Source organism: Chryseobacterium sp. FR054, assembly GCF_056844565.1.
In genome coordinates, this window is the sequence record NZ_JBXDSA010000001.1 from 423,508 (window position 1) to 441,145 (window position 17,638).

Annotated in this window: 18 protein-coding genes and 1 pseudogene; 8 read left to right on the forward strand and 11 right to left on the reverse strand. The window is 39.7% G+C overall.

Annotated features, from left to right (window positions below):
• Positions 1–69 precede the first annotated feature (69 nt).
• Entirely contained in the window at positions 70–2,274 is a 2,205-nt protein-coding gene (gene recQ / locus AC106S_RS02020) for a DNA helicase RecQ (RefSeq protein WP_482437467.1), read from the reverse strand.
• A 158-nt stretch (positions 2,275–2,432) separates the two neighbouring features.
• Here recQ and AC106S_RS02025 point away from each other — a divergent pair, with 158 nt between their 5' ends.
• The 5 genes from AC106S_RS02025 (at position 2,433) to tatC (ending at position 6,290) form a co-directional block, all read left to right on the forward strand.
• Positions 2,433–3,392 (forward strand): KpsF/GutQ family sugar-phosphate isomerase, encoded by a 960-nt coding sequence (locus AC106S_RS02025; protein ID WP_482437468.1) that lies wholly within the window; start codon positions 2,433–2,435, stop codon positions 3,390–3,392.
• A gap of 15 nt (positions 3,393–3,407) precedes the next feature.
• On the forward strand, positions 3,408–3,971 hold the full coding sequence (locus tag AC106S_RS02030; RefSeq protein ID WP_482437469.1) for a Crp/Fnr family transcriptional regulator: 564 nt from the start codon (positions 3,408–3,410) through the stop codon (positions 3,969–3,971).
• A 117-nt stretch (positions 3,972–4,088) separates the two neighbouring features.
• Complete coding sequence (locus AC106S_RS02035) at positions 4,089–4,775, forward strand: type 1 glutamine amidotransferase domain-containing protein (RefSeq protein WP_482437470.1); 687 nt, start codon at positions 4,089–4,091, stop codon at positions 4,773–4,775.
• A 105-nt stretch (positions 4,776–4,880) separates the two neighbouring features.
• Positions 4,881–5,393, forward strand: a complete 513-nt coding sequence (locus AC106S_RS02040) for a hypothetical protein (RefSeq protein WP_482437471.1) — start codon at positions 4,881–4,883, stop codon at positions 5,391–5,393.
• Positions 5,394–5,462: 69 nt separating this feature from the next.
• Positions 5,463–6,290 (forward strand): twin-arginine translocase subunit TatC, encoded by an 828-nt coding sequence (gene tatC / locus AC106S_RS02045; RefSeq protein WP_482437472.1) that lies wholly within the window; start codon positions 5,463–5,465, stop codon positions 6,288–6,290.
• 145 nt (positions 6,291–6,435) lie between these two features.
• Here the strand turns inward: tatC and gwsS are convergent, their stop codons facing one another.
• From gwsS to AC106S_RS02075, 6 genes are all read right to left on the reverse strand, one after another.
• Positions 6,436–7,524 carry a grasp-with-spasm system SPASM domain peptide maturase gene (gene gwsS / locus AC106S_RS02050; RefSeq protein ID WP_482437473.1) on the reverse strand — a complete coding sequence of 363 codons (1,089 nt, stop codon included), beginning with the start codon at positions 7,522–7,524 and terminating at the stop codon, positions 6,436–6,438.
• The gene (locus AC106S_RS02055) at positions 7,506–7,739 is read right to left on the reverse strand and encodes a hypothetical protein (protein ID WP_482437474.1); all 234 of its coding nucleotides are present in this window, start codon (positions 7,737–7,739) and stop codon (positions 7,506–7,508) included. The genes gwsS and AC106S_RS02055 overlap by 19 nt, the downstream gene beginning before the upstream one ends.
• Before the next feature lie 2 nt (positions 7,740–7,741).
• Positions 7,742–8,734, reverse strand: a complete 993-nt coding sequence (locus tag AC106S_RS02060) for an ATP-grasp domain-containing protein (RefSeq protein WP_482437475.1) — start codon at positions 8,732–8,734, stop codon at positions 7,742–7,744.
• 62 nt (positions 8,735–8,796) lie between these two features.
• Entirely contained in the window at positions 8,797–9,042 is a 246-nt protein-coding gene (locus tag AC106S_RS02065) for a hypothetical protein (RefSeq protein WP_482437476.1), read from the reverse strand.
• An 85-nt stretch (positions 9,043–9,127) separates the two neighbouring features.
• Complete coding sequence (locus AC106S_RS02070; protein WP_482437477.1) at positions 9,128–9,367, reverse strand: hypothetical protein; 240 nt, start codon at positions 9,365–9,367, stop codon at positions 9,128–9,130.
• A gap of 125 nt (positions 9,368–9,492) precedes the next feature.
• Entirely contained in the window at positions 9,493–10,083 is a 591-nt protein-coding gene (locus AC106S_RS02075; protein ID WP_482437478.1) for a Crp/Fnr family transcriptional regulator, read from the reverse strand.
• A gap of 227 nt (positions 10,084–10,310) precedes the next feature.
• On the opposite strand from AC106S_RS02075, the gene AC106S_RS02080 reads away from it, so the two are divergent.
• Both AC106S_RS02080 and AC106S_RS02085 read left to right on the forward strand, forming a co-directional pair.
• Entirely contained in the window at positions 10,311–11,942 is a 1,632-nt protein-coding gene (locus AC106S_RS02080) for a M1 family metallopeptidase (protein WP_482437479.1), read from the forward strand.
• Between the two features lie 153 nt (positions 11,943–12,095).
• Entirely contained in the window at positions 12,096–13,952 is a 1,857-nt protein-coding gene (locus AC106S_RS02085; RefSeq protein WP_482437480.1) for a M61 family metallopeptidase, read from the forward strand.
• A 48-nt stretch (positions 13,953–14,000) separates the two neighbouring features.
• Here the strand turns inward: AC106S_RS02085 and AC106S_RS02090 are convergent, their stop codons facing one another.
• Both AC106S_RS02090 and AC106S_RS02095 read right to left on the reverse strand, forming a co-directional pair.
• Entirely contained in the window at positions 14,001–14,327 is a 327-nt protein-coding gene (locus AC106S_RS02090) for a hypothetical protein (RefSeq protein WP_482437481.1), read from the reverse strand.
• A 147-nt stretch (positions 14,328–14,474) separates the two neighbouring features.
• Positions 14,475–14,648, reverse strand: a pseudogene (locus tag AC106S_RS02095) (ATP-binding protein); the annotation flags it as partial.
• A gap of 216 nt (positions 14,649–14,864) precedes the next feature.
• Between AC106S_RS02095 and AC106S_RS02100 the strand changes: the two are divergent.
• A complete protein-coding gene (locus tag AC106S_RS02100) occupies positions 14,865–15,062 on the forward strand; it encodes a hypothetical protein (RefSeq protein WP_482437482.1) in 198 nt (65 codons plus the stop codon).
• Positions 15,063–15,064: 2 nt separating this feature from the next.
• Here AC106S_RS02100 and AC106S_RS02105 read toward each other — a convergent pair whose 3' ends face one another.
• Positions 15,065–16,228: a sensor histidine kinase gene (locus tag AC106S_RS02105; RefSeq protein WP_482437483.1), complete on the reverse strand. Its 1,164-nt coding sequence runs from the start codon at positions 16,226–16,228 to the stop codon at positions 15,065–15,067.
• A 7-nt stretch (positions 16,229–16,235) separates the two neighbouring features.
• The gene (gene dacB / locus AC106S_RS02110) at positions 16,236–17,603 is read right to left on the reverse strand and encodes a D-alanyl-D-alanine carboxypeptidase/D-alanyl-D-alanine endopeptidase (protein ID WP_482437484.1); all 1,368 of its coding nucleotides are present in this window, start codon (positions 17,601–17,603) and stop codon (positions 16,236–16,238) included.
• Positions 17,604–17,638 lie beyond the last annotated feature (35 nt).

Consider the following 17,638-nt stretch of genomic DNA (forward strand, 5'->3'; position numbering starts at 1 on the left):
AAGTGTTGTCTGCAAATTTACAGTTTTTTCCGGTCTTTCAATCTGAAACTAAAAAACTGTCATTTTTCATCAATTAGCTACATCGCTTATAAATTTTATTCTCAGCATTCTTACCTCTTCATCTGAAAGTTCATCCCCGAATTCATCCAGAAGCACTTTCATACTGTCGCTTTCAGATTCGTTCATGAATTCCATGAAGCCTTCTACAATATCTTCATCGAAGTTGTCTTCTATATAATAATCAATATTGAGTTTGGTTCCCTGATAAACGATGCTTTCCATTTCTTTCAGCAGCTCGTTCATCGAAAGGTTTTTGGCTCTTGCAATGTCTTCAAGATCAATTTTTTTATCGGTACTCTGGATGATGAAAACTTTATGGCTGGATTTATTGGCCACCTGTTTCAGCACCATATCCTGAGTACGTTCAATATTGTTATCTTCTACATACGTTTTGATGAAATCTGCGAATTCTTTACCGTATTTCTTGGCTTTTCCTTCTCCTACCCCATAGATTTTAGCAATTTCTTCTACGGTGATCGGGTACTGTACCGTCATATCTTCCAGACTGGGATCCATGAATACGGTGTAAGGCGGAATGCCGTGTTTCTTCGCCACTTTTTTACGCAGTTCTTTCAGCTGTCCGAACAGATTCTGATCAAGACCTCCGCCTGCCTGCATCTGTACCTGATCGCTTTCTGCTTTGGTCTGGCTGAGATCAAATTCCCGGTCTTCGGCAATTAAGAATGATTCCCTGGATTTTCCGTCCAGGATATTTTTACCTTTTTCAGACATTTTCAGAACGCCGTACGTTTCAATATCTTTCTGCAGGATTCCCTGAACTGTTGCCTGTCTCAGGATGGTTTTCCAGTAATTGTCTTTTTCTTCTTTTCCAAATCCGAAGTAGGAAGCCTGTTCCAGTTTGTAGGACTTGGTCACCGCTGTTTCTTTTCCCGCGATCACGGAGATCAGATCTTTAGCTTTGAATTTTTCTCCGGTATCTCTGATGAGTTCCAGAACTTTTTTCAGATCTTCCGCGGCATCTTTCAGTTTAGGAGGATTGGACGAGTTATCACACATCATCGCTCCTTCTCCTTTTACAGGATCGAAGTTTTCCCCGAAATAATAAAGAATATACTGCCTTCTGCTCATTGAAGTTTCGGCATACCCCACCACTTCGTTTAATAACTGAAGACCGATTTCTCTTTCGGAAACGGGTTTCTGTGCCAGGAATTTTTCCAGTTTTTCAATATCTTTAGGGTCATAGAATGCCAGGCAATGGCCTTCTCCGCCATCCCTTCCTGCTCTTCCTGTTTCCTGGTAATAACTTTCCAGTGATTTCGGAAAATCATAGTGGATCACAAAGCGTACATCCGGCTTATCTATTCCCATCCCGAATGCAATGGTGGCTACAATAACGTCTACTTCCTCCATCAGAAATTTATCCTGATTGGCAACTCTTATCTTCTGATCAAGACCGGCATGATAAGGAAGCGCGTTGATTCCGTTAACCTGCAGCAGCTGGGCAAATTCTTCAACCTTTCTGCGGCTCAGGCAATACACAATCCCCGATTTTCCTTTATTCTGACTGATAAATTTTACGATCTCCTTATCTACATTTACTTTCGGACATACCTCATAATACAGATTGGGACGGTTGAAACTTTCTTTAAAGACCAGCGCATTCGTCATTCCAAGAGTTTTCTGAATATCATCCTGAACCTTAGGCGTTGCAGTGGCTGTTAAAGCGATTACCGGTACATCGGCAATCTTGTCGATAATCTGCTTCAGATTCCGGTATTCCGGTCTGAAATCATGTCCCCATTCTGAAATACAGTGCGCTTCATCAATGGCAAAGAAAGAGATTTTCACTTCTTTCAGGAAGTCTAAGTAATCGTCTTTAATCAATGATTCCGGGGCAACGTACAAAAGTTTTGTCTTCCCGCTTTTGATGTCGTCAAAAACCTGTTTGGTCTGTGTTTTGTTTAATGATGAATTCAATACATGAGCTACCCCATCGTCTGATGAAAGGCCGTTTACTGCATCTACCTGATTCTTCATCAACGCTATTAAGGGCGAAACTACGATTGCCGTGCCTTCGGAAATAAGTGCCGGAAGCTGATAACATAATGATTTACCACCTCCTGTCGGCATCAAAACAAATATATCCTTCCCGTTCAATAGGTTTTCTATGATCTGTTCCTGCTGGCCTTTAAATGTAGAAAACCCAAAATACTTTTTCAATTCGCCTGATAAATTGGCTTTTTTTGCGCTCATCTAATTTTCTATTGCTAAATTTGCATGTACCTCAAAGTTATAAAAATTCTGCTTAAAATAAAAGCGAACGAATTTATAAAAAATAAAATTTATATTAAATATCCTTTTTAAAATATAACGTTTTTTAAGAGATTTTTTGTATGCCTCAAACTCGTAAAATGGAAAGAACCGACATTATTTCAATTGCTAAAACTACTTTAGAGATAGAAATTTCAGAACTTGAAAAATTAAAGAACAGGATTGATGAAGATTTTGCCAAAGCCGTAGAGATCATTCATTCGGCCAAAGGAAAATTAATTGTTGTAGGAATCGGAAAGTCGGCCCATGTGGGCAACAAGATCGTTGCTACTTTAAACTCCACGGGAACCCCTTCTCAGTTCCTTCATGCTTCGGAAGCCATCCACGGAGATCTGGGAGTGATCCAGAAGCAGGATGTGGTTTTATGTATTTCCAATTCCGGAAATTCCCCTGAAATAGCGAATCTGGTTCCTTATTTAAAAGACTACTCTTCCGCCCTGATCGGAATGACGGGAAATAAATCCAGCAGGCTTGCCGAATTTTCTGAAATCATCCTGAATACGCATGTTGATGTGGAAGCCTGCCCGAATAAACTGGCACCTACCAGCTCTACAACGATACAGATGGCCCTGGGAGATGCTCTTGCCGTGGCTTTAATGGAACTGAATGATTTCAAAGCGAACGATTTCGCCAAATTTCACCCGGGAGGAAGCCTGGGGAAAAACCTGACTTCAAAAGTGGAACAGTTCCTGTCTTCACAGAAGCCTCAGGTATCGGAAGATTCGTCGATCCGGGATGTCATCATATCAATCAGTGCTTCAAGCCACGGGATCACCGTGGTTACCGATGAGGAAAAAATTATCGGGGTAATAACCGACGGAGACCTTAGAAGAATGCTGATGAAAGGGGAAGATATTACAAAGGTTCAGGCCAAGGATATTATGTCCGGCTATCCGAAAACCATTGAAAAAGATGCTCTTGCCAAAGAAGCGATGAAAATCCTTAAAGAAAACAATATCGGACAGCTTGTGGTAACGAAAAACGGAAAATATTTCGGGATTATCGACCTCCATAAACTTCTTGACGAGGGAATCAATTAATTGTATCTGTTCTGTATGAACCAGTTTCTGAAAGCCCATATCCAGGAAATCATCCATCTGAATGATGATGAGTTTGAAGCGGTACTTCCTTTTTTCACCCGGAAGCAATTCAGGAAAAGGCAGTTTCTGATCCAGGAAAACCAACCTGTTCATGAAATTTACCTGATAGAAAAAGGAATTCTTAAAAGCAGTACCGTTGACAGTACGGGAAAAGAGCACATTCTTCAGTTTGCTGCTCCCAACTGGTGGATTTCAGATTTCGCAGCCTTCTTTAAACAGGAAAACGCCTCACTGGCCGTTGACTGTATTGAGAATACGGAAGTGTACGCCATAACTTATGAAAATTTAAATAGCCTTTGCTCAGAATTTCCTTCTATGGAACATTTTTTCAGGGTGAAGTCTAACTTCGGATATGTGGCCTTACAGCAAAGGATTCTTTCACTGATCAGCAAATCTGCCAAAGAACGGTATGAAGATTTTATACGGCAGTATCCCGGTTTTACGGAACATGTTCCCAAACAGCTCATTGCAAGCTACCTGGGTGTTTCAAGAGAAACTTTAAGCAGATTATATTCTTAAAAGTGTGATGAAGGTCACACTTTTTTTTTGAGGAATATCCTTCTTTTCCGGTATTAAAATGTGAAACTTTGTACTTATCAAAACGAATACAAAAAATAACATTTAATCCCGAATACAATGAAAAAGAAAGCATTAATCGTAGTTACCAGCGTAGAAAAATATCCTGAAATGGACAGAGCTACCGGCTTATGGCTGGGAGAAGCCGTTCATTTTTATGAAAAACTGCATGAAAAAGGCTATGAAATAGATTTTGTAAGCCCGAAAGGAGGTTATACTCCACTCGATCCTGTTTCGCTTCAGATGTTTGTGCAGCCTTCAGACTGGAAATATTATGCTAATGAAACATTCAGAGGTAAGCTGGCGGATACATTCAAACCTGCTGATATCAACGCGGAAGATTACAGTGTGATCTACTATTCCGGAGGACACGGTGTAGTCTGGGATTTCCCGGAAAATACAGAACTTCAGGAAACCGCCCGCAAAATTTATGAAAACGGAGGTGTTGTTTCTTCTGTCTGCCACGGAGCGGTAGGCCTGTTCAATATTAAACTTTCAGACGGGGAGCTTCTCATTAAAGGAAAAACGCTGACCGGTTTTTCCAATTCTGAGGAAATTGCCGCGGAACTGGCCGATCATATGCCTTACCTTACTGAAGACGTTTTGAAAAGCAGAGGTGCCCATTATGTAAAAGCAGATCAGGATTTTGTTTCTTTTGCTGTTTCGGACGGACGTTTGGTTACCGGGCAGAATCCACAGTCCGGAGGGGCTGTCGGAGAGAAAGTTCTGGAAATTCTGGAGAAATAAATCAGGCTTATGATCAGAAATCTCTCAGGGTCATGCACAGATACGCTGTGTATGACCTTTTTTTGTCCCGAAGATTAACTTAATTTTGGGAACTAAAAACTAATCATGATCTTTTTATATATTCTGGTCATCTTCATCTATTTCCTTAAAAAATATCTGGATCATCAGGATGATATAAGAAGATCCGCACCGCGCTATATTCCCCGGGAAGGAGCTGATGAGTACGGAAGCGAAGCTTATTATGACCAATACAGCCACGGACATTATGATCTTTTAGTAAAGTGTCTGATCTTCTGTACTTATAATTCCGGACAGTTCAAACTTATTGAGGAGAGTCTGTATTTCGGAGATATTGGTGATGATCTGGAAAGTCTTTTTCATAAGGAGAGCATGGAAAGTTTATTCCGGAATCAGCTGGTTGAAAGATCTTTATTACCTCAGTTACTGTATTTTAAAGAGGTTACTTCCCGAATTTCAGAATCCGAATGGCTTTTCGACTCTGTTGATGTGGATCATGACGAACGGTGGAAGCTCATCAACAGGACAGCAGAGGAACTTTTAACTGCAATGAATGTGAAGGAAAGAGGATATGATTTCAGTTTGTACAGACCAAAATAATTTTAAGTTTCAAACCTCGGGCTTTTCATCAAATATTTCATAAATTTGTGCCTTTAAAAAATATATTCAGTGAGTGAAGGTAAAGACATGTCCTTTCTTGGGCATATTGGAGAATTAAGAGGACATCTTATCCGCTCGATTATTGCGATTATAATTGCTGCTTTTGCTGTCGGCTTCAATATCAACTGGATCATGGACCATATTTTTTTCGGGCCTACAAGAAATGATTTTCCTACGTTTAAGCTGGTGAACCATTTTTCCAGAATGATCTTAGGGGAAGACAGCATTCATCTTCCGAAGGATTTTCCGGTTCGTGTACAGAGACTTTACCAGCAGTTTAACGTGATGATGGCCGTTTCTATTTTCGGAGGAATGGTGGCTGCATTTCCTTATATTGTATGGGAATTGTGGCGTTTTATCAGTCCTGCCCTTCATCCTAAAGAAAGAAAAAATTCTATTTATATCATTAATGCAGTATGGATCCTGTTTATGACAGGCGTACTTTGCGGTTATTTCCTGATTCTTCCGTTCGCGGTAAATTTTGGAGTTATTTTCAAAATTTCGGATATTATTGTCCCGCTGTATGACCTGAGCGATTATACGACTCTGTTTCTGCAGGTTGTCTTAGGGATGGGTGTGATATTCCTTTTCCCTATTCTGATCTACTTCCTGACCAGCATAGGTATTCTGACTCCGATGTTTATGAAAACCTACCGCCGTCATGCTATTGTACTGATCATGGTAGTGGCCGCAATCATCACTCCGGCCGATGTTTTAAGTATGCTGATGGCTGCTTTCCCGCTGCTGATCCTTTATGAATTCAGTATCATGATGTGTAATATCACATACAAAAGGGTTCAGAAGGCTAACGGGAATCTTCCGGCAGTGCAGAAATAGCTTATGGCCTATGGTCCTAACTCAAGATGTAATGTTATATTTTGTTTGAATGGATGATATTCAATATTTTTTGAACCATTATGCTGTTTTTATGGTGCCAGAAAATCAAAGATTTTCAACAAGTTTCTGAAGCTTTGATTCATTTTTAAAGAATTTTTCTCATTCCATAATGGTCTATCGCCTTCTGTTTTAAAGGGTGTGTGCTCCAGTCTTCCCATTCACAGGTTTGTGGATCGTAGCCACATTTAAGGGGTGCTGAGTATTGATCTTCCGGATTTTCTATGTAGGCTCTGCAATCGATACAGACATGACGGAATTCACAATCCCTACATTTGGTGATCTGATCTTTGGTGATATTCCAATATTTTTGAAATTCTGACTGGATGACAGCTTCTTCTAAAGCCGTATCCCGGATATTTCCAAAAGATTCTTTCATTGCCGGGCAGTTTTTGATATGACCATCAGCATCAATGGAGAGCTTACGGTTCAGGCAGGAATTGTGATGGAGAGATTCTGTATACGTAGGAATATTAACATTGAATAATTTCGGGCTCATCAAACCGCAATGTAAAGGACTGCTGATTTTTTCTGTAACCCTCACGATCATTCCCATCCCTCCATTTTCATCCTGCAGCACTTTGTTATCGCCGGCATTGGTTATGATCAGAGTGCTTATTTTTTTATGCCTGTTTACCAGATCTGCTATCCTGTCGTAAAACTCTGTTTCATTCTTGTTTTCAGGCAGGATCACTTCTATGGACTTAATCTGCGACGGCTTTATTATTCCGAGCAAACCGTTCAGCTGATGAATAGATATTTCATTAAAAAATCTGAACTGAAGATGATTACAGCAGAGTTTTTCCAGCTGGGCCAGAAAAGCATCATCGAAATAATCAAAACCGGAGTACGTATCCAGGACGGCATGGGAAATATGAGCGGGAAACAGCCATTCTTCCGGCATTTTGGGAAAGCGGCTGATTTCTTTTGAAGTACAGAAAAAACATAATTCATGTTCAAGAAGAAACCCGATATAGTCATCAAGAATTTCCTGAGAATCTCCGTTTAATTTCTTTCTGACAGCTGTGGTATTAAAGCAGTCATTTTTATTGAACAGTTCGGCCAAAGACAGTGGAATAAGATGAATTTCGCCCCGCTGCAAGTCACATACTGATGCTCTTGCGGCACCTTTTACCAACACACAGTTGCTGTACAGTTTTAACCATTCAGATTCCATATCACCAGTTTTGAATAGGGTTTATAAAAAGGGATTCCTCTTTGCAGCCGGGTATGATATTTTCCCAATTCAACAAAATCATGCTGAATATCGTCCTGCTTTTTTTTATGGACTATCCGGAACTCCCAGAATGTAGAATTCAGGGGCAGATGCCGTCTGTTTTCTTCGGTCCAGGTTATAAAATCTTTACGGACCTTTTCGCTTTTTTGATTCATTATTATTGTTGATTTAAAAACCGGGCTATGCTGCGTTCAATATCATAATTACAGAGGTCGGAAAGCCATTGGAACTGTCCTATGGGATTTACTTCCAGGAAAACATATTCTTTTTTATCCGTATAGATCATATCTATGGAAGCACAGCTGATGTCCAGGTTTTCCATCAGTTTTTTCAGTTTCAGAGTTTCCTTTCGGGGTAGCCTGTATGGCACACAGCGGTTCGGGCGTTGTGTATCATAATTTCTGAAATCTACTTTGGTCCTTTCATTGGCCTGGGAAAAAATAGCCATAGAATACAGTTGCCCACTGAGGTAAAAAATACGCAGTTCATATTCTTTTTCAATATATTCCTGCAAAAAAATATATCCCTGTGAAATACTGCTTTCCGTTTCCCTTAACTTCCGGATATGACCCTCTGTCACAATAGCGGGAGGAACTTTTACCATTATCTCAAATTCTTCGTCCCAATCCATCCTTATCGTATCAAGCATCACATCTTTAACGATAATCTTTCTGTGGGATCTGTAAAAATTTTCTATCGCGGATATATTGGAAGAAACGAGTGTCTCAGGGATCATAAGGCCCGTTTTTTTAGCTTCCTGAAGAACTTTCAATTTGTTGATATTATTATCACTCTTTTTATTTAAGCATTTTCTGAAAAGCCTGTGATACCATTCAATATACGCTTCATGAATTGCCTGTTCTTCAAAATTATATTTCCCGTAAACATCCAGGAATATCTTTCTGACTGACGGGTTACCATATTGGTTCAATACAGGAGCCGGATTGTAGCCATGCTCTTTTAAATATCCCCTTCTATACCAATATGAATGCTCATTCGCATCATCTTTATGACTGGAAATCAACATACTTTCCACTTCAAAATCTTCATTCCGGTCACATACAGCAGAAGGATATTCAAAATAGATCCAGTCCAGGACGTCATTGGTGGAATAATCCTGATGAATAGAGTTGATCTTTATATTCATCATATTAAATATCCTGTTTTTAAAAGAAGTTGTTCCCGAAAACGGAACAACTTCTGATTATAAATTTAATAATTAGTCATATACCATACTCCATCAATTAAAAACTCCTGGTGGACCATATTTCCTCTGGCATCAAATTCCTGGCAGTCTGATGAAAAACTATATTCTTTCCCCGGGTCCAAACCTTTAATACCACCAAAGTGCCCGGAGCCGCCCTGTGTTTTGATTGTTTCGGAACCTCCATTCACAGTTCCCAGCTGAACTTTTGTTAACGTTCTGAATCTGTCTGACTTTAAATTTTCAAGTTTCATGATTTTGCTATTTTTGGTTAGTACACCCTATTTTCCGCCGGTGTTTTCAACGGTTTCTTCAGTCTGTCACACCGGATATCTTTTATCAGGCACGTATGGTATACCATCTGCCTTCAATACAATATTCCATATGCAGAGTCATACCTTCACTGTTACGCTCTTCACGGTCTTCAGAATAGGTATACGTACCGTCTTTAAGGACATCAAGTCCCTTAGCTGTATAAGTTCCACCTTTAGTGGCGTATCTTTCCCCTCCTTTTACCGTTCCCAGCTGAGGTCTTGTTAAGGTTTTAAATTTGTCTGAGTTTAAATTTTCAAGTTGCATAATTTTGATCGTTTTTGGTTAATACACTCCCTTCCGCCGGAGTGTTTCAGCGGTTTCTTCTCTTTTTTCTCTGGCCGGAGAAGGTTACGGCCTCTATTCGTAGCTACTGAATATTTTTAATTTTATCAATCCTGTTCATTCGCAGCCATACCGCGTTTCAGGCGGCTGAGCGAAGGGTTTTCCATTCCCAGGAATGAAGCGATATAATACTGGGGGATATGAGACGGCAGCTCCGGGAATTCTTTAAGAAACTGCATATAACGGTCCCGGGCACATAGAAAAGAAATGGTTTCCATTCTGTGAAGAAGGGCAAAGAAAGATTCTTCAGCAATGATACGTCCTGCTCTTTCCCATCCTTTGGAAACCTCGTACAGATTTTCAAGATCATCCACATTGATCACCCATATGGAAGATTCTATAATGGCTTCGATATAATAAGTACACTGGATCTTTTTGGTCATACTTCTCAAGGCTGTTACCAGTTCACCCTTACCGCTCAGGAAAAGAATATGCTCTTTGGCATGATCATCAATAAAATAAGTCCTGAAAATCCCTTTTTCTATAAAACCAAGCTGTAAACAGATATCTCCACGCTGATTAAAGTAGGAACCTTTTTCATAGGTCACTTTTTTCCATAAATGTTTTGACATTCCGATTTCTTCTTCACTCAGCTTCAGGTTTTCTTTTAAAAATAAAAGTAATGCTTCAGATTCCATAAGTATTTTTTATTATCATTTTCGGAGTTACTTTTCTCAAAAATATTTACATTTTCCATAAGTTTCATTAACAAATGTTAATCTGGGATGAAAAAATTCCACATCCGATGAATAAAATAACACTAAAATCAAAATATTATTGAGAATCCGGATAATTAATCCTGAAAAAACATCTCCCGGTTGGCATTAATTTTTCTATTTTTGAAAGATTATTAATGCAATCCAATATGAAAAAGCTGGCACTTCCCCTTCTTTTTGCTTCAGGTCTTGCTTTCGGGCAGTTCTTCGAAAAAAACAGGGTTTTCACCAAACAGGATACTTTAAAAGGATCTGATACCCCATTCCGTAATTTCTGGGATGTAAAGAAATATGATCTTTCTGTGGAACCGGATTTTGAACAGAAAAGTATAAAAGGTTATAATAAGATAAGCTTTGAAATCACAAAGGATGCTACCGATCCTGTTTTCCAGATCGACCTGCAGCAGCCCATGAAGGCAGATAAGATAGATGGCGATTTCCCGATTGCCGGTTATAAACAGGATGGCGATTTTATTTTTATTACCTCTAAAAAGAAATTCAGAAAAGGCGAAAAATACACCCTGAATATTACCTATTCCGGAAATCCTGTGATTGCTAAAAATGCCCCCTGGGACGGAGGCTGGGTCTTCACTAAAGATAAAAACGGAAATCCGTGGATGAGTGTTGCCGACCAGGCGGAAGGGTCTTCGCTGTGGCTGCCTACCAAAGATATCTGGAGTGACGAGCCGGATAACGGCATCATCATGAAAATCATCACTCCCAATGATCTTGTGGGAGTTGGAAACGGCAGACTGACCGGTAAAAAAACGGAAGGCAGCAAAACTGCCTATACCTGGGAAGTTAAAAACCCGATCAACGATTATTCCATCATTCCGAACATCGGAAAATACGTCAATTTCAAAGACACTTTCAATGGTGAAAAAGGAAAGCTGGACCTGGATTACTGGGTAATCGACTATAACCTGGAAAAAGCAAAGAAACAGTTTCAACAGGTAAAACCTATGCTTTCGGCTTTTGAATACTGGTTCGGACCTTATCCTTTTTATGAGGATTCCTACAAACTGGTAGATTCTCCCTATCTTGGAATGGAACATCAGAGCAATGTAGCTTACGGAAACGGATACCAGAACGGATACCTGGGAAGAGATCTTTCCGGAACCGGAGTGGGGCTGAACTGGGATTATATCATCATCCATGAAAGCGGCCACGAATGGTTTGCCAATAATATTACAGCGAAAGATATGGCGGATATGTGGATACACGAAAGTTTTACCATGTATTCCGAGGTTCTTTTCACTGAAAAATATATGGATAAAAAATCGGCCGATATCTATGCACAGGGGCTTCATAACATCATTATGAACGATACCCCGATCATCGGCCATTACGGAGTAAAAAGTGAAGGAAGCGGAGATATGTATCCTAAAGGAGCCAGCATGATCCATACCATAAGACAGATCATCAGTAATGATGAAAAGTTCAGACAGATTTTAAGGGGGATGAATAAGGATTTTTACCATCAGACCGTTACTACCAAACAGATTGAAGACTATATTTCTTCAAAAGCCGGAATCGATTTTTCAAGTGTTTTCAACCAGTATCTGAGAACCACCAAAATCCCGGCTCTGGAATATTCACAGGATGGCGAAACTTTGAAATTCCGTTACACCAACGTAATCAAGAATCTTAAACTGCCAATCAGAATCAACGGAGATCAGACGATTAATCCAACTGAACAGTGGCAGACTGTAAAGCTGAAGAAAAGTACCCCGGTTGAGCTGAATAAGAATTATTACATACATTATATAAAAGTCCAGTAAATAATAACCGCTGAAAGGCAGATCATTTCAGGTGGTCTGCCTTTTGGTTTCCGGGATAAGTTCATTTAAAAAAAAATTTAAGAAAAGTTTAAGACCCTGTTTCGTAACAATATGAGGAAAAAATCAACTACTTAACTATAAAATTCAGACTTAATGAAAAAAATAGCGATCAGCCTGGGGCTTTTTGCCGCTTTAATGGCCAATGCCCAGTCTATAAAAACAACAATTGACCTTGTTAATGTAAAAGACGATAAAGTAGCTGTTACGATGGAGTTTCCGAAAATGAAATCCGGAGACGTAAAATTCCATTTTCCCAAAACCGTTCCGGGTACCTACTCTGAAGATGATTACGGAAGATTTGTAGAAGGCATTAAATTTTACGACAATAAAGGCAAAGAACTTACCTATACGAAAGTAAACGACAATACCTATTCACTCAAAAACGCCCAGAATTTAACGAAAGTAACCTACCTGGTGAATGACAGCTTTGATGAGGAAATGGATACGTCCAAACATAAGGCTGTATTTTCCCCTTCAGGAACGAATATTGAGGAGGGTAAAATTTATCTGATCAACACCCACGGCTTCATTGGCTACATCGATAATATGCAGGATGTTCCCTACCAGCTGGTGGTTCAGAAGCCGGCAGATTTCTACGGTACTACGGCACTGGTAGATCAGGACAAATCGGACGTTACGGATACCTACACGCTGGCCAATTATGCTAAGGTGACAGATTCTCCGCTTATGTACAGCAAACCGGATTATATTACCTTCAATGCAGGAGGAATGGATCTGGTATTGGGGGTTTATTCTGCAACAGGGAAATACAAAGCAGCTGATTTTAAAGACAATATAGAAAAAATGGTAGTGGCCCAGAAGAAATTCTTAGGCGACATGAATACCAATAAAAAATATGCGATTATGCTTTACCTTTCCGGAGGTAACGGACCCAACATCAAAGGTTTCGGGGCTTTGGAGCACCATGAATCAACGAGTGTGGCCCTCCCGGAAGCCATGCCGAAAGATGCCATTGATAAAACGCTTACGGATGTAGTTTCGCATGAGTTCTTCCATACTGTAAATCCTCTGAAGACCCACTCTGAAGAGATTCACTATTTCGATTATGCAGACCCGAAAATGTCTCAGCACCTTTGGATGTACGAAGGGGGAACAGAATATTTCGCCAACCTTTTCCAGATCCAGGAAGGCCTGATCAATAAAGAAGAATTCCTTGAAAGAATCGGAGAAAAGATCGCCAATTCCAAGAATTACGATGATACCATGCCGTTTACGGTGATGAGTAAAAATGTTCTGAAAGAGCCCTACAAGGATCAGTACAGAAATGTTTACGAAAAAGGAGCCCTGCTTGCGATGTGCCTGGATATTGAACTGAGAAAACTGTCTAACGGAGAAATGGGCTATCGCGACATGATCAGAAAGCTGTCTCAAAGATTCGGAGAGAATAAGCCTTTCAAAGATGACAAGCTGATTGATGAGCTGGTAGCCGTAACCGGATATCCGCAGGTAAAAGATTTCTATAATAAATATATTGCCGGAAACCAGCCTACCCCTTACACGGAATACCTGAATATGGCAGGAGTAACCGTCCAAAAACAGGAAATCCCTCCTATCTTCTGGTTTATTAAAGATCCTAATCTTACCGGATACAACGAAAAAAACAAGACCCTTGTTTTTGAAGAGACAGCCGCTCTTTCTACATTTTCAAAAAATATCGGCTTAAAAAGTACCGACGAAATTTTGGCCCTGGACGGAAGATCTGTCGATATTAAAAAGATGCAGGATTTTGTAGGCTATGCGAGATCTATCAAAGAAGGACAGGAGGTTACCGTTACTATCCTTAGAAATAATGGGGGTAAAAGTGAAAAAATGGCTCTTAAAGGAAAGGCCGTGCTGGATAAGATAAGCATAGAAATGCTTCAATTTAAATCCAATCCTACACCGGCTGAACAGAAGCTGCAGGATCAGTGGCTGACGGGAAAGAAATAAAAGCAAAATTAGACGGTCAATAAAAAGCGGAGGTGGTTCTCCGCTTTTTTATTTTGGTTTTTTGATAAGCAGAAAATCAAAGGGCGTCACAGTAAATGGCGGTTTAAACTCCACCCAATACTGGCGGTCGTCGGTCTCACAATCATTCATAATGCGATAATCGGTATAGTAGCCGGTTTCCATCCACGGAAGTTCTACCCATTCGTAGTGTGCAGGATGTTCAAGATTATGTTTTTCAATATTTTCCAGCCATGCAATGGCTTTGTCTATATCTTTCTTTTGTTGCAATGTTTCAGGTATACCTGCATTTTCGTTCCGCAACTGTTCTATCAGTTGAGATTGCTTTTCTTTCAGCAACTGTATTGTAGAGTTCATTATTTAATTTTTTTTCGCAGGAAAAGTTTTTTATTTCCGCAGGTTTCAGATAATTTTCCGGTCCGGCTGCAGGCTTAATTGTAAAAACCTTATAGTTTAAAAAAAATATACATTGTTAAATCTATAAGGTTTGAACGTATTCATATCCTATGATGCCTTTTTAACAGTAATTCTGAAGGTTATTCCTTTACCTACTTCAGTCTGGGAGATCTTAATATCCCCGTTATGGTATTCATGAATAACCCTCCTAGCTAATGAAAGTCCCAGCCCCTAACCCCGTTTTTTAGTAAAATAACCCGGTTTGCAAGCATTTCTTGCCTGCTGTAAAAATCTTAACCGTCAATATTAAAGTCATCCGGAAATGGCAAAAAATTCATGTTAATAATTTTATACTATTTTATGATTTTAGTTTATAAAATTATCAAAAACCAACCAATAAACCAAAAATAGCCAATAAATTAAAATAAAAAAAATCTTTTCATTATAATATTTTTAAAAAAAATTAAATTTGACATACAAATCTTCAAAATAAAAGTAATGAAAACACTTACAAAAAATCAAATGCAAAATTTTTATGGTGGTAAAACCAAGGTTAGTACCACAATGTTCTATGGCTATTGTTCAGGAACTCCTGGTGGTCAAATGATATACAGTAAATATTATTGTATAGAATGGTCAGATGGCTCATTTACATATTTTAACGTCATAGGCAATCAGGTCTATTCTTCAAATTAAAATTATTTTTTTAAAATGATTCTAAAAATAGTGCCCTTTCCTATTTCGGTTTGGGCTATTTTAATATCCCCATTGTGATATTCCTGAACTACTCTTTTTGCCAATGACAATCCTAATCCCCAGCCCCGTTTTTTAGTAGAATAACCCGGTTTGAAAGCATTTCTTGCCTGCTGCTTGGTCATTCCGCTTCCGGTATCTTTTACTTCAACCAGGATATTTTTGTTTCTTTCAAAAACATACATTTCCAGAACACCTTCTCCTTTCATGGCATCTACTGCATTTTTTACAAGGTTTTCAATCACCCAGCTCATCAGGATCTTATTATGTGGAACCTCAATGGTATAGGTAGGAAGATGCAGGCTGAATTTTATTTTTTTGGAAATTCTCGTTTTCAGGTAGTCATAATTTTCCAGAATGGTTTCATTGAAATTTATATCGTTCAACTCAGGAACAGACCCGATCTTTGAAAAACGTTCGGAAATCGTCCTCAGCCTTTCAATATCTTTTTCAATTTCATAAATGCCTTCAGATTCCGGGGTTTCCAGTTTCATAATCTCCATCCAGCCAATCATTGAAGACAGAGGAGTTCCGATCTGGTGGGCCGTTTCTTTCGCCAGCCCTGCCCAGAGGTAACCTTCATCCGTTTTTTTTATCGTCCTGAAAAACCAGAATGAAAAGCCAAAATACAGCAGAATAAACAGTCCCAGAATATAGGGTGAATAACGCAGATTATTCAGCAGCCGGGAGTTATCATAATACACAAACTGATTGTTCCCGTCCAAAACTTTGATTTCTATCGGAGCATAATTCTTTTCCATCCGGCTTATAAGAGCCTGAAGCTTTTCAGGATCTTTTATCGTAGCTTCAGGGATATTCCGGTAATACCCAAGATCTATAATCGGCTTTTTGTCTCTGTCTGTTACAATGAACGGAATTGTATTGTTAATATTAAGGATCTCCGGAATAAGATCCAGAACGTCTGTATTCGGGGTTTTTACTTCCTGCTGGATTCTTATAGCTTTTGAAAGAAGGTTTATCCTTTTAATCTCTTCTTTTCTGAGGAAATTAATCAGTGATGTAGATGCCACCACGATGGCCACCACCAGGGCAGTCATCACAACAAAAATAATCCAGTTATTCAGTCGGGTCAGTATGGATTTCCTCACGGTGTGTTTATTTTAAAACATTCAGGATTTTCTGCAGTTCTGCACTTCCGCTTCCCTGATAATTGTTAATAATGATCGAAAATACATATTTTTTACCGTCTTTGGCGGTATGATAGCCTGCAAAAGATTTGGTATCCCTCATGGTTCCGCTTTTCATCTTCATCCCGTTGTCCTGCACCGGAAAGCCATCATAATAAGCTTCAAACCAGGGCTGTTTTTTTGCGTACAAAAGAGCCTGTACTTCAGCTTTGGCAGCGACATAATTCTGAGGGGAAAGCCCGCTTCCATCGGCAAAATTAATCATATTCGGATTGATCCCTTTCGATTTCCAGAACTCCTTCAAATAGGCAACACCACTTTTAAAGCCGGAATTTCCTTTTTTCTCCCTGCCCATAGTTTTGATCAGTGTTTCCCCGTACATGTTTACACTTTTTCTCAGAAACCAGTATACAATCTTATCCAGAGACGGCGACTGATAGGTAAGGATCGTATTTTTGGGAGATTCCGGTTTTTTCCCTTCCAGTTCGAGCTGTGAAGAGGTGGTCACTTTTCCTGAAAGTTCTACCCCTGCTTCTTTAAGCCATTCACGGGCTTCTGTTCCCAACTGCAGGGGAGGATCAGGAACTGAACCTGAAACGGTAATTGTTTTCCCGGCCGGGAGTGTTCCGTTGATCAGGGCAACACCGGAATGCGGAGCTGTGAAGATCAGACTTTGATCAGAGCTTCCGCCTGTTTTCAGGTCATTCAGCCATTTTACATTTTCCAGAGGATAGGAAAATCCTTTAAATTCGGTCCCGTTGATGTTGATATCGAACTGGTTTTCACGCCAGTTCACTCCCCACACTCCGGCTCCGTAATAATTTCCGAGATCATCCCACGGCCATCCCCCCGGAATTGTCTGGTGGTCAAAATAAGAATCGTCAATCACCAGATCACCTGAAATTTTTATAATTCCTGAGTTTTTAACGGCTTCGATGAATTTCTTTTTAAAGGCTTCAGGCTTATAGGCCTCATAGCGCCAGCTTCCCAACGTAGGATCTCCGTTTGAGCTGATGAAAAGGTTTCCGTTCAGTGTACCTCCTGATAAGGTTCCGGAGTAGCCTGCCGTTGTTTTAAAGGTATAATCCCGGCCCAGTGTTTCAAGTGCAGCTCCTGCCGTAAATATCTTCTGGGTGGAAGCCGTTGAAAGCCCTTTATTCCCCTGATATTCATAGATCAGATTACCGCTTTCATCGGAAACATAAAACGACAGACCGGATGAAACAGCACCGGAGGAATCCATCAGGTCTTTGGTGGCTTTATCCAGTTTCCGGGTGATATCCTGGGCAAAAAACAGCTGTGTAGAAAGCGTAAAAACCGCAATCGTTCTTTTCATTCTGAGGTTGTTTATTCAAATATAATTAAAAAAAA

What these genes read in the sequence shown, in the direction of transcription:
- recQ (WP_482437467.1), bottom strand. Translation starts at nt 2,274, where the DNA reads ATGAGCGCAAAAAAAGCCAATTTATCAGGCGAATTGAAAAAGTATTTT.
- AC106S_RS02025 (WP_482437468.1), top strand. Translation starts at nt 2,433, where the DNA reads ATGGAAAGAACCGACATTATTTCAATTGCTAAAACTACTTTAGAGATA.
- AC106S_RS02030 (WP_482437469.1), top strand. Translation starts at nt 3,408, where the DNA reads ATGAACCAGTTTCTGAAAGCCCATATCCAGGAAATCATCCATCTGAAT.
- AC106S_RS02035 (WP_482437470.1), top strand. Translation starts at nt 4,089, where the DNA reads ATGAAAAAGAAAGCATTAATCGTAGTTACCAGCGTAGAAAAATATCCT.
- AC106S_RS02040 (WP_482437471.1), top strand. Translation starts at nt 4,881, where the DNA reads ATGATCTTTTTATATATTCTGGTCATCTTCATCTATTTCCTTAAAAAA.
- gwsS (WP_482437473.1), bottom strand. Translation starts at nt 7,524, where the DNA reads ATGGAATCTGAATGGTTAAAACTGTACAGCAACTGTGTGTTGGTAAAA.
- AC106S_RS02055 (WP_482437474.1), bottom strand. Translation starts at nt 7,739, where the DNA reads ATGAATCAAAAAAGCGAAAAGGTCCGTAAAGATTTTATAACCTGGACC.
- AC106S_RS02060 (WP_482437475.1), bottom strand. Translation starts at nt 8,734, where the DNA reads ATGATGAATATAAAGATCAACTCTATTCATCAGGATTATTCCACCAAT.
- AC106S_RS02065 (WP_482437476.1), bottom strand. Translation starts at nt 9,042, where the DNA reads ATGAAACTTGAAAATTTAAAGTCAGACAGATTCAGAACGTTAACAAAA.
- AC106S_RS02070 (WP_482437477.1), bottom strand. Translation starts at nt 9,367, where the DNA reads ATGCAACTTGAAAATTTAAACTCAGACAAATTTAAAACCTTAACAAGA.
- AC106S_RS02075 (WP_482437478.1), bottom strand. Translation starts at nt 10,083, where the DNA reads ATGGAATCTGAAGCATTACTTTTATTTTTAAAAGAAAACCTGAAGCTG.
- AC106S_RS02080 (WP_482437479.1), top strand. Translation starts at nt 10,311, where the DNA reads ATGAAAAAGCTGGCACTTCCCCTTCTTTTTGCTTCAGGTCTTGCTTTC.
- AC106S_RS02085 (WP_482437480.1), top strand. Translation starts at nt 12,096, where the DNA reads ATGAAAAAAATAGCGATCAGCCTGGGGCTTTTTGCCGCTTTAATGGCC.
- AC106S_RS02090 (WP_482437481.1), bottom strand. Translation starts at nt 14,327, where the DNA reads ATGAACTCTACAATACAGTTGCTGAAAGAAAAGCAATCTCAACTGATA.
- AC106S_RS02100 (WP_482437482.1), top strand. Translation starts at nt 14,865, where the DNA reads ATGAAAACACTTACAAAAAATCAAATGCAAAATTTTTATGGTGGTAAA.
- dacB (WP_482437484.1), bottom strand. Translation starts at nt 17,603, where the DNA reads ATGAAAAGAACGATTGCGGTTTTTACGCTTTCTACACAGCTGTTTTTT.